The sequence below is a fragment of the Vibrio sp. V43_P6S15P86 genome (genome assembly GCF_009904725.1).
GTDB classification, from domain to species: domain Bacteria; phylum Pseudomonadota; class Gammaproteobacteria; order Enterobacterales; family Vibrionaceae; genus Vibrio; species Vibrio diabolicus.
Map to the genome: position 1 here is coordinate 1 of NZ_WXWT01000014.1, position 11,154 is coordinate 11,154.

An 11,154-nucleotide genomic window follows, 5' to 3' on the forward strand; every position below is an offset into this window, starting at 1 on the left:
ACACGTAACAGCGGATGATCTAATGGCCGTTGCACGCTTGCTGTCTCCTGAAGCTCAGTCCCTACTTGTTCGCCTGTTATCGCTCGTTATTGAACAGCGGAACACAAAAAGCGGCTCATAACCTTATGACTGATTAAGAGCAATAAAATTCCCGCTCGTCCTATAATATTCTCGAATTATGGCCTTCGTTCCCTTTTTCATTGATTCTTCTTTTCACGCTTTAAATGACATTCGCGTTGTCTGTTCTACGCCTCCCCAAAACGAATAAAACCCGCAGCTTGGCGGGTTTTAGGGCTGTATAAGAAAATACTTCGTTTAATGTGTTTGGGATTTTACTTAGTAAAAATCCTTAAACTCTAGAATCCTGGCCTTACCTCTCAGCAATAAGAAGTTCAAGAATCGGCTCGTCGACGTAGTGAGTATCTTCTCTTCTTCCACACCGTGTTTTTTCAGCAAAGCAATCGCCAAATCTAACTTGGAGATCTCTTCACAGAAGTGCGCATCAGACCCGGTACTGAAGTAAACGCCAATCTCTTTGCCCAGCTCGACAATTCGATCACAACGAGAATCACTGCCCTTACGGCTTTTGCCTGTCAAAGATGTATTGTTAACTTCAACCGCAACATTGTGCTCTTTAGCACAGCGCAGCACCTGTTCCATATCGAATGGGTAATTTGGGTTACCTAAGTGACCGAGAACATCCACTCTGCCGCTTTTAATCGCATTTATCAGAGCGGCAGTATGCTCAGCTTCGGTTGCGGGCTTGAATACGGGTTCATGGAAACTCGCAATCACCCAGTCAAGATGTTGGTCAGAAGACGATGGTAAGTCTATCTCCCCTTTCACATTCAGCGTGTTGGCTTCGACACCACGGAGAATACCTACATCGTGTAAAAAGCGGGGCAAAATTCTTTGATTATTGAAATGCCAGTAGTGAGGGGCTCCTGGCATTTCGGGAGCATGATCGGTGGTACAAAGAAGTTTTAGCCCCTTATTCTTGGCTGCCAATGCGTTCTCTAAAATGGTGCTGTAGGCATGTCCACTGGCAATAGTATGGGTGTGGCTATCAACGACGATATCCATGGTGACCTCCTAAATTGTGGACGAATTATCGAATTTCGAACGAACCGTTTTGATTGAGAAACAGCGTGAGATCCGCTGGAATTGAGTGATTTAAAACCTTATCTACATTTACGGCATCTGAGTTCAAATAAAACTCCAATGCAGCTTCTGGCTCTGTACCACCACGAATCTTACGATTGACTAAACGCTCTTGTAGAAACTCAGGCTGTGTATCTACAAAGACGGTAAAATCGGCCAAACGATGCAGTTCATTCCACACCGGTTCATTAAGCAGTAACCAATTCCCCTCAACGACAACAACATTGCGATTTACCAAAATGGCGTCGTCGACTGGATCATGCAAATTGCGGTCGTAGTATGGCCATTTTGTATCTTTCATTTTGAGCTGTTTGAGCTTGTCGATAAGCTCCGTCAGATTAAATGTTTGATAGGACCCCTTAATGCTGCGCAGAGGGACAATGTCACCATTACGTTCAATGGTGTTGCTGTCGAGGATTTCGTTCGGATAGTGAAAACCATCAAAAGGCAGAACCTGAAGTGGCTCTTGGCTTTCATCATGTTCAGAGAGATATTCCCAGAACGCAGCGAGTGTCGACTTGCCACTGCCCGGAGGGGCACACAAGAACACCACTATGCGTTCCTGCTTCTCATGATAAAGACGGGTAAACTTTTCGATAAGAGGCTGATGGATTCGTTTTACGTCGGCATCAGGAAAGGTAGCTTCGGTTTCAAAACCACTGACGTTTAAATTCACTTTCATGGTGAACCCTTATTGATTGATCTCCCCTTCGATTCTTTCTATCAACATTTCACATGACAGCTTCAACACTGTTTTGATGAGAGATTCGTATCTCATTTGCGAAAAGGACTCAAACGAAGAGAACTTAAGCTGATTGATCGACTCAAGATAAAAGCTGTCTTGCTGAGAAGAGAGTACCGCTTGGTTTTTGATGAAATCGTAAATCACGTCATCCGCGAATTCGACTTTCTCAGGTTGGCTAACCACGTACTCCAAGACCTGATCGTACAATCCGATATCGGCGTAAGTTTCCAAAGAGATTTTGCCCATCGCAAACATCAACTTGGAGACAACATCGGTCGTGACCAATGGCCCATCTTCTCTCAATAACGGATCCACAGCATACTCCTTCACAAGGTCGTCTTGAACGAACACTTTCGGAAGCAGTGCTTTTAACTTGAGGTTAATTATTTTGTTAGAAACCTGAAGAAACGCAGTCGCATTTTCGCACTCGTCCAGTTTCTCCAGTAATTCGTCTTCACGTGACAACGTATTATGACCTCTCCATTATGTGGCAGCGCAAAGGCTACCACACAAATTCGTTGCAACTAAACCGTTAAGCTCACGTCATAAAACTCAAGTAACGCTTTTTCTGCATGTGCGTTCCACACATAGTTATTAGCGTTCAAAATTGCGTCTAATTCAGCGAAGAACGGGTCTTGGTCTGCCAACGATAAGAAATCATCAATCGCGGTCAATGGCAGGTCAATATGCGGGTAAATCAACTTCTTACCGCCCGGAATATCCAGCTGATTCAAAATCGTATGGGGTGCAGCTTGTAAGCCACCAACATGGGTGATCATGAACGATGGATTGATCTTACCTTGTGAGGAAAGCTCGATAGATTCCACCATGTCACCCTTTGAACCACCGGACGTTCCCACAATGTGCGTTGATTCGTAATGCACGTTGTAGAAGTTAAACGGCACTTTGAAATTCTTATCCGTTGGGCCAGCAAAGAAGTTGAGGCAGCCATCATTGCCAAGTAGCTCATCGGCTTGTTCTAGCACTTGAGCAACCGCCGCGTAGACCATTACATCGTCGTAGCCTTTGCCACCGTTGAGTGCTTTGAGATACGCGACCGGAGCGTCGATTTGAGCGGTATTCACGTAGTGCAGTTCTACGCCCTGCTCTTTGGCTTTTGCAACGGGAATGAGGCTTTCAGCTCGGTCTAAACGCGCAGCATCAATGTCAGTAACCACCACCAGCGTTGGCTTTACAGGTCCGTTAATCGCATAGTCAATCGCACCAATCCCCATTGGGCCAGCACAAGCGAGCAGCGCCAACGCTCCGCCCTCTTTAATGCCCATATCATGCTCGTACACGTATTGCGTGGTGTGGTAGCTCGCATGGTACGCACCGATAATGCAAGACATTGGCTCAGCCAAAGACGCATCTGCAAAGTAGTCACCGTGGTAAGGCAAAACGCAACCTAAGTCGATAGCGATTTTAGGAATGATGGAATACGTTGCGTTGCCGCCAAAGGTTTCGTAGCTGTAACCCGCTGAGTAACCAGTAGGCAAACCCATTGCTGGTTGCAGTACAAAGTAATCGCCTGCTTTGTATTGATCTTTTAGGTTCTCACCAACTTCAACAATCACACCTGCGTATTCATGACCTGTCATCACTGGCACTTCGTCAATGTTTTCAGGAACGCGTTTGTGTTTGCTACCTAACAATGCTGCTTTGTAAGTGGATAGACAAATGCTGTTTGAAATGTTTTTAACCAGAAGTTCATCGGCTGAAATGTTTGGTAAATCAAAGGTTCTTAATTGAACGTTTTTCTCACCACAGATAACCGCTGCCGTTGTTTGTACCATGATTTCTCTCCTAAATGGTGCGGTAGGTTCCGCCCCATACTGCATTGTTAGGCTGGTTGCTCAGTTGCGACCGTTTGTTGCTTAATCTTATCCATCAGCTCGTCAAGCGCTGGATCGTTGAGGAAGTTCTTGATCGTTACGACTGGTAAACCTGTCGCGTTGACTGCGCGGCTTTCTAAACTCTCATGTGTCACGACGATATCGGCTTCACTCGGGACTTTCTCGATGGCGAAGTTCTTCACTTCAATCTCTATCCCAGCTTGTACTAGCTTGCGTTTGAAGGTCGATGCGCCCATTGCACTAGAGCCCATACCCGCATCACATGCGAATGCGACAAATGAAATTGGTTTGCTCGGCTCTTGCGTCGTCGCAGCTGCAACTGGCTTAACTGCGCCTTCCGCTTTCATCTCTTTCATGTCAGAAACTGATTTCTCAAACTCGCTTTCTTTTTCTTCTGATTTGCTCACTTTCAGAATCGCACTTGCTACTAAGAAGGAGACAATCGTTGCACTTGTCACACCGGCGATGGTCGCAATGAAGCTACCTTTCGGAGTAAGAGCAAGGTAAGAGAAGATAGAGCCTGGACTTGGACCCGCGACCAAGCCTGCATCGAATAGGTTGAAGGTTGCGATGCCTGTTGCCGCACCAGCAATCATTGCCACAATCATGATTGGTTTCATGAGTACGTATGGGAAGTACAGCTCATGAATACCACCAAAGAAGTGAATGATGATGGCACTTGGCGCAGAGCGTTTAGACAAACCCTGACCAAATTTCGCGTAAGCCAGTAGCATACCAAGACCTGGGCCTGGGTTAGACGCCACCATAAAGAAGATGGACTTGCCCGTTTCTGCGGCCGCTTGCAGGCCTAGTGGGTAATAAATACCTTGGTCGATAGCATTGTTTAGGAACAGCACTTTCGCAGGCTCGTTGATAATCGCAAGCATAGGAAGGAATCCCGTTGCCACCAAGGCTTCGATGCCTGATTTCACAAATAAGTTTGCTGCGGTGACTGAAGGGCCAACAATCTCGTAAGCGAACAAACACAACAACATACCGACGATACCCAACGAAAAATTGTTGACCACCATCTCAAAACCAGAAGGGATGCGGTGTTGAATACGTTTATCCACTTGCACCACAACCCAAGCACTCAGTGGGCCCATGATCATTGCGCCAACAAACATCGGTATATCAGCCCCGACAATCACGCCCATCGTACCGATAGCCCCCGCTACCGCGCCGCGTTTTTCACCAACAATCTGACCACCGGTGTAACCAATCAAAAGTGGCAGCAAGTAAGTGATCATGGGTCCCACGAGTTCGCCAAAGGCTTCGTTTGGCATCCAACCCGTGGGAATAAAGAGTGCAGTAATAAAGCCCCAAGCGATAAAGGCTCCGATATTTGGCAGCACCATGGCGGTCAAATGACCTCCGAAGGCTTGCACATTAGCTCGCATGTTTGCTTTCACGTTATGTTCCTTTTAGTATGCTTTTATTATGTCTAGCACTTGTTCTTTGGAAGAGGCTTGTGCCAGTTTTGCAATGTTCTCTTCATCCACAAACATCTCGCTCAACGCTTGAATCACCTCAATGTGGGTATCAGAGTCTTTCGCAGCTAAGGTAATAAGAATATTGGCCGGACCGAGATCCGATCCAAAATCAACAGGTGATGGGAAAATATGGATGCCTAAGCCTGTTTTTAAAACACCTGTTTCAGGTCGGGCATGAGGCATTGCCAATCCAGGGCATAACACATAGTAAGGACCGTTTTCTTCCGTTGAACGGATGATTGCATCAGCATAATGCTGGGAGACGTAACCTTTATTTTCTAGGTATTGAGTGGTCTTTTTAACCGCATCTTGCCATTGGTAAGCGCGATCATTAATTACATCTACTAGTTCGTGGTCGATTAACTCGTACAACATATTTAACCCTATCAACAGTTCGTCATCTGATGGGTTAATTATCAATAACAGAGTCCCAACCGCGCAACCGAGCTACTTTTGCGCTTCGAGTCACACTTTAAAGCCTGTCAATTTGTTTAAATGGACAGAGCTCAAAAATCCCACACGTAAAAAATCTACAAATTTTATTTGAGCAACAAGTCAATAGACGAATTTTGAATACAATCACCTTCTCGAAAATATTCTTAAAGTTACATTATTTAAATCAGATCACATTAGACCTATTGACTCGATATAATTCGTGATTAATTTCAAAGTTCATTTCGGGCCGTTTCTTGATCACTCGCGCTCAAACGTAGATAAGCATCACACTTGTTGGCTAGAAAAAATAAAAACGTCACTGGCTTTCACCAAATTGCAGACACAAAAAAACCGCCATTCAGGCGGTTTTGATCAGTCCGCAGACCAAACGGATCGTATGTCTGGCCATCCCCAGTTTGTGAGTGCGACATCTTCCAAGACCCCTTGAAAACGTAGCGTCTGAGTATGGTGAAACATCGGTGCAATCCAATATTCGCTAATCAATGTGGACGCAATCGGCTCTAACGCGCTCAGGTAATCTTCAAGCGGTGAGAATGCGCGGACATTTTCCATTTGAGCATCCAACCACGCCGCATTTTGCGCCCCTAAAGTGTGGTAAAGCACAGCATTGCTAAAGAAGTTGCTAAACGCAGACGCATGACGGTTATCGTCCAAGTTGATATTGGTTACAACCAGAGTCTCATCTAGCGTACCGTTTTTGGCTTTCTCGCTCAGTTCACGGTAGGAGTACATAACGATCTCGACTCGGCTGCCCGCATGCTTTAGACGCGAAGAAATCGCTCGCGCGCACCGGCGTAGTGCCGTGTAATTGTACCCTGCGATGGTGATCAGCTTTGGCAACTTGACCGCTTCTCCAAATGGACGCAACACCGGTTTCCAGTTAGGCAATAAGTTATAAGCAGGTATGCTTCCAAATATAATGTTTTCATTACGCATCACGTCAGCTAGCAGTTCAGGTTGAATCAATTCACTGATGTATCGGCGCTGGGCCTGAGACAAAGCGTGCTTTGCATGATGGTTAAACAGTGCGAACAAACAACCGTCTTCCGTTCGACTGCGTTTACTCGCTGGTGATACTTCACTGTTTGGCGTCGACATATAGTGGCTGCACATGTCATCAGCAGAATCAGGTTCTGGTTGCAATGTGTTTGCGGCAAGCGATGGATTTTCCATCTGTTCATCGTTGACGATCCATATCGTCACAAAATCCGTTAATACTCGACACGCGTAATAGCCATCAAACGCTTGCAGTTTCAAACGGTTTTCACTGTGCTCAACGACGGAAAATGGACCACTCCCCACCACCAACTTGTTGTTAGCAACGTTCACCTGACTCACGGGCTGAATGCCATATTTCACGCCAGAAATAAGTCCAGCAAAACCCAAGTCAGGTCGGTTAAGCTTAAAAACAACCTTCAACGGATTAAGTGCCGTAATGTTGGCAACATGCGCCAGTTCTTTTTCGTAGTATTCCAAAGAGCTCAATTTGGCAAACAAACTCACCACCGTGTCGGCATCGATTGGGTTGCCATTATGAAAAGTCAGACCCGGACGAAGATAAAATGTCCATTCGTACAAGCGGTCATCATAACGCCAATGATGAGCCAACTCTGGCTGCACCTGTCCGTTGTAATCGCTTGAAACCAAACAACAATAAATTTGGCGAAGCAAAAAACGTTCACTACTTCGCTGCAGTTGATGTGGAACCACACGCTCGAACATACGTTTGTAGGTCAGTTGAATGTTGAGCTGACCTTCTTGAACCGATGCGCCTGACGTTGTTTTCAATAAACGTCCAAACGCAACTTCATCCTCATCTAATATCGCAAGCGCTTTCTCATACTTACCTCGCTTAATACGCGCGAGAGCTAAGCTTTCTTTTAAAGCCTCTAACTCGATATTGAGTACGAGGGTCGAACGCTGATTTCTTCCTGCTTTCGGATACCAACTCAACCACATTTTATCCTGCATTTGCGATAACAGGCTGCGCGCATGCCGAGGAGAGGTAAACAATAAATCGGCGATTTCTTGCAATGTAGTTTTCGTTTCATCACCAACATTAAACGAAAGCAAGCGTTGGTAATAACGAAATAAGTTGAGATCAGACACCGTACGTACCTTAACTCTAGGAGGCCATTGAATAGGCGTATTTTACTGAACTTGGCGGCAATAAAATAAGAAAACTTCCAAACACTTTGTTCCCCTTTTACTAGCATTTCGTCCCTATATTGTAGGAAAACCCCACCAATTCGGTCTTATCAGGAATAAAGCGAAGAAATCTACTCTCTTTTTTGCCTCCCCTTTTTTCACCATACTGATTTGGCGAGCAGGAAATATAGAGAATTGCTCATAACCTAACCCCCAAGCAGAACTTAGCTCCTGATACCACACCCCCAATTCGTCGTATCTTTAAGTTCTGCTTTTTTACTGCCAACAGTTGCGTCTTAGAAAAAGCACACGTACACTTAATCGTAATTCGACGATTAACTATAAAGGTCTGCTCATGAGCAACAAATGCAGCGAAACATGCGAAATTGCTTTTGAAGCCACACAAAAACAACTGGATAAAGAGCAAGCACTCGCAGCTCAAGCAAAAGCGCTGTCTCATCCTGCTCGCTTACGCATTCTGCATATTCTTCACACTTTAGACACTATGGGCGGCTGCTTAAATAGCGATTTAGTCTCTGAGTTAGGTTTAGCGCAATCGACCGTATCAGAACACTTACGTATTCTAAAACAGGCAGGGTTTATCAGTGCAGAACCTAACCCGCCAAAGGTTTGTTACCGCATTCAACGTGAAAAACTGAACGCGTTTAACGCTCAATTTTCCGGTTTATTTAGCTAAGACACGTTGCGCGCTTTCCATGCGTGCAGAGATAAACTATACCTTTAACTATCGCCTTTCGACGATAAACGAATAAGAGAACACTATGACTACTCAAGTTTTAAATAGTGCCAGCGACAAAATGAGCTTCTTGGACCGTTACCTAACGGTGTGGATTTTTGTTGCAATGGCAATCGGTGTAGGTATTGGCGCAGCATTCCCTCAAGTTGCTGAATGGAACGAGTCAATGTCAGTTGGTAGTACAAACGTACCGCTAGCGATTGGTTTGATTTTGATGATGTACCCGCCACTCGCAAAGGTGAACTACAACCTGCTAGGTACAGTGACGAAAGATAAAAAAGCGATCACGCTGTCTTTGGTCATGAACTGGATTGTCGGCCCTATTTTGATGTTCATCCTTGCATTGACTTTCCTAGGTGATCATCCGGGTTACATGGTTGGTATCATTCTGATCGGTCTTGCTCGTTGTATTGCGATGGTATTGGTATGGAACGATATCGGTGGCGGTAACAAAGAATACGGTGCAGCTCTAGTTGCATTAAACAGCGCTTTCCAAATCGTGACTTACAGTGTGATGGCATGGTTGTTCATCACTGTGTTGCCACCAGTCTTTGGTTACGAAGGTTTCGTGGTTGATATCTCGATGATGGACATCGCGGAAAGTGTTCTGATTTACCTTGGTATCCCATTCCTAGCGGGCTTCCTAAGCCGCAAATGGCTGGTCGCTGCGAAAGGTGAGCAATGGTACAACGACGTGTTCATCCCACGCATTTCACCAATTACGCTTATCGCCCTGCTTGCGACCATCGTACTGATGTTCAGCTTGAAAGGTGAAATGATTCTTGAACTGCCAATGGATGTATTCCGTGTAGCAATTCCACTGGCTATCTACTTTGTGTTGATGTTCTTTGTCAGCTTCTTCGTTGGTAAGAAAATGGGCATCGACTACGACAAAAACGCATCGATTGCTTTCACGGCAACAGGCAACAACTTTGAATTGGCAATTGCGGTTTCTATCGCGGTGTTTGGCCTAAACTCAGACCAAGCTTTTGCTGGTGTCATTGGTCCACTGATCGAAGTGCCTGTATTGATTGCTTTGGTGAATGTAGCATTGCGAATGAAGGCCAAATATTATGGCTAACCTAAAAAGCACAAAAAATACAAAAGCGGTAAAACATTAACTCACTACCGTTTTAATATACTCGCTGGGCGTTAGGCCGAACTTACTTTTAAAGCGTTGGCTAAAACGCCCCTCTGACTGATAACCACACAACTGCGCGAGTAACGCAACGTTGTATGAACCATTTTGCATCAGGTAGAGTGCGTGATTTAAGCGCACTTCTGCCAGCACCTCCCGATACTGAGTGCCCTCTTGCTTGAGTTTGCGTATCAACGTTGCTCGGCTCATAGCAAAGCGCTCAGCAACAAATTCCAAAGGGTGGTCATCGCCCGGAGAGCGTGACAGATAGCGGCTGAGTTTCTGACTGAACGAGGTATTGGAACTCGAGAAAAGTCGATGCAATAGTCCTCGCTCTGCTAACTGCTGATACAACCCCATCATCCAATAACGTTGCGTCGCTTCACTTAAACTTTCCCGTTCAAAAGAAAACAAGGCATTTAATGTCGCTTGCAGTGCTTTGTCTGTCTCCACCGCTGGGACGTAATTTCCCAATGCATTACTCACACTCAGCTCTAACATTTCATCGCTAGGTGCACAGTGAAAACTGAACATTCGTGAAAGAAAACGCCCTTGTTGAGGAAGGTTTTCAAAATTCAGCGAAGCGTTTGCTTCACAAAGCATGATGTTAGGATGAAGAATATCAAACGCTTCGTCTTTCCAAAACAGACGCTTACTCCCTTTAATGATCTGGATAATACTCGGGGAGTGAATCCTGACGTTACGTAGCTTTTGCTGCTGCTCCGCACGAAACAGCGTCACTTGATATTGATGCCCCATCTTCTCCCCTTAAGTATTTAATTATCGAGTGTAAGTCGCGGTTAACTTCGCTTTGTCCAATGCAACACTATTCAACGTAAATCCTACAACCGCCGCTGGCGTGTTCTCATCCAAGTTCAACTTATCACTCGGCAGCGCCCAAACGGTAAACTGGTAGCGGTGCATACCATCTTTTTCTGGAGGACATGCGCCACCAAAACCAGTAGTACCGTAATCGATACGAGACTCCTTACCGCCTAGCTTGCTGATATCAACGCCACGAGGCAGCTCGTTAACTGAGGCTGGAATATCAAACGCTATCCAATGCCAAAAACCACTGCCTGTTGGTGCATCAGGATCGTACGCGGTAATCGCAAAACTTTTCGTGCCCTTTGGAACGTCTTTCCACATCAGTTGTGGAGACTGGTTCGCACCATCACATCCCCAACCTGAATATTCAAATGTCTTCGCCATTGGATGACCTTCTTGAATATCTTTGCTCGTCAGTTCAAAAGCGTGGGCAGAGCCGATAACCAAAGCGCTAAGGGCCAAAACAGACTTGTGAATCGCTTTCATGTTTTTCTTCCTTTCAATGAGTTCAATTCGAGACTATGCATCAACCCAAGCCAAGATACATCAAGAAGTATCACAAAAGATAAAAC

At 45.4% G+C, this 11,154-nt stretch carries 11 protein-coding genes; 2 read left to right on the top strand and 9 right to left on the bottom strand.

The genetic code is table 11. From position 1 onward, the window contains the following. Positions 1–336: 336 nt before the first annotated feature. The 7 genes from CAG69_RS00855 to CAG69_RS00885 form a co-directional block, all read right to left on the bottom strand. The gene (locus CAG69_RS00855) at positions 337–1,083 is read right to left on the bottom strand and encodes a phosphatase (RefSeq protein WP_074189905.1); all 747 of its coding nucleotides are present in this window, start codon (positions 1,081–1,083) and stop codon (positions 337–339) included. A gap of 25 nt (positions 1,084–1,108) precedes the next feature. After that, positions 1,109–1,843, bottom strand: coding sequence for a nucleoside/nucleotide kinase family protein (locus CAG69_RS00860; protein WP_161442242.1), 735 nt, complete (start codon positions 1,841–1,843; stop codon positions 1,109–1,111). Positions 1,844–1,852: 9 nt separating this feature from the next. After that, positions 1,853–2,371 carry an MltR family transcriptional regulator gene (locus tag CAG69_RS00865; RefSeq protein ID WP_161442244.1) on the bottom strand — a complete coding sequence of 173 codons (519 nt, stop codon included), beginning with the start codon at positions 2,369–2,371 and terminating at the stop codon, positions 1,853–1,855. Positions 2,372–2,430: 59 nt separating this feature from the next. Next, positions 2,431–3,702, bottom strand: coding sequence for a zinc-binding dehydrogenase (locus CAG69_RS00870; protein ID WP_161442246.1), 1,272 nt, complete (start codon positions 3,700–3,702; stop codon positions 2,431–2,433). Positions 3,703–3,749: 47 nt separating this feature from the next. Further along, positions 3,750–5,174: a PTS mannitol transporter subunit IICB gene (locus CAG69_RS00875; RefSeq protein ID WP_337247406.1), complete on the bottom strand. Its 1,425-nt coding sequence runs from the start codon at positions 5,172–5,174 to the stop codon at positions 3,750–3,752. 12 nt (positions 5,175–5,186) lie between these two features. Beyond that, complete coding sequence (locus CAG69_RS00880) at positions 5,187–5,630, bottom strand: PTS sugar transporter subunit IIA (protein ID WP_005391226.1); 444 nt, start codon at positions 5,628–5,630, stop codon at positions 5,187–5,189. 432 nt (positions 5,631–6,062) lie between these two features. Further along, positions 6,063–7,820: an SgrR family transcriptional regulator gene (locus CAG69_RS00885; protein ID WP_161442248.1), complete on the bottom strand. Its 1,758-nt coding sequence runs from the start codon at positions 7,818–7,820 to the stop codon at positions 6,063–6,065. Between the two features lie 394 nt (positions 7,821–8,214). Between CAG69_RS00885 and CAG69_RS00890 the strand changes: the two genes are divergently transcribed. After that, positions 8,215–8,556, top strand: a complete 342-nt coding sequence (locus CAG69_RS00890; protein ID WP_005391232.1) for an ArsR/SmtB family transcription factor — start codon at positions 8,215–8,217, stop codon at positions 8,554–8,556. Positions 8,557–8,641: 85 nt separating this feature from the next. After that, positions 8,642–9,697 (top strand): ACR3 family arsenite efflux transporter, encoded by a 1,056-nt coding sequence (gene arsB / locus CAG69_RS00895; RefSeq protein ID WP_005385145.1) that lies wholly within the window; start codon positions 8,642–8,644, stop codon positions 9,695–9,697. 36 nt (positions 9,698–9,733) lie between these two features. On the opposite strand, the gene CAG69_RS00900 is transcribed toward arsB, so the two are convergent. Both CAG69_RS00900 and CAG69_RS00905 read right to left on the bottom strand, forming a co-directional pair. Continuing rightward, complete coding sequence (locus CAG69_RS00900; protein WP_161442250.1) at positions 9,734–10,513, bottom strand: helix-turn-helix transcriptional regulator; 780 nt, start codon at positions 10,511–10,513, stop codon at positions 9,734–9,736. A gap of 21 nt (positions 10,514–10,534) precedes the next feature. Beyond that, positions 10,535–11,068, bottom strand: a complete 534-nt coding sequence (locus tag CAG69_RS00905; protein ID WP_161442252.1) for a YbhB/YbcL family Raf kinase inhibitor-like protein — start codon at positions 11,066–11,068, stop codon at positions 10,535–10,537. Positions 11,069–11,154 lie beyond the last annotated feature (86 nt).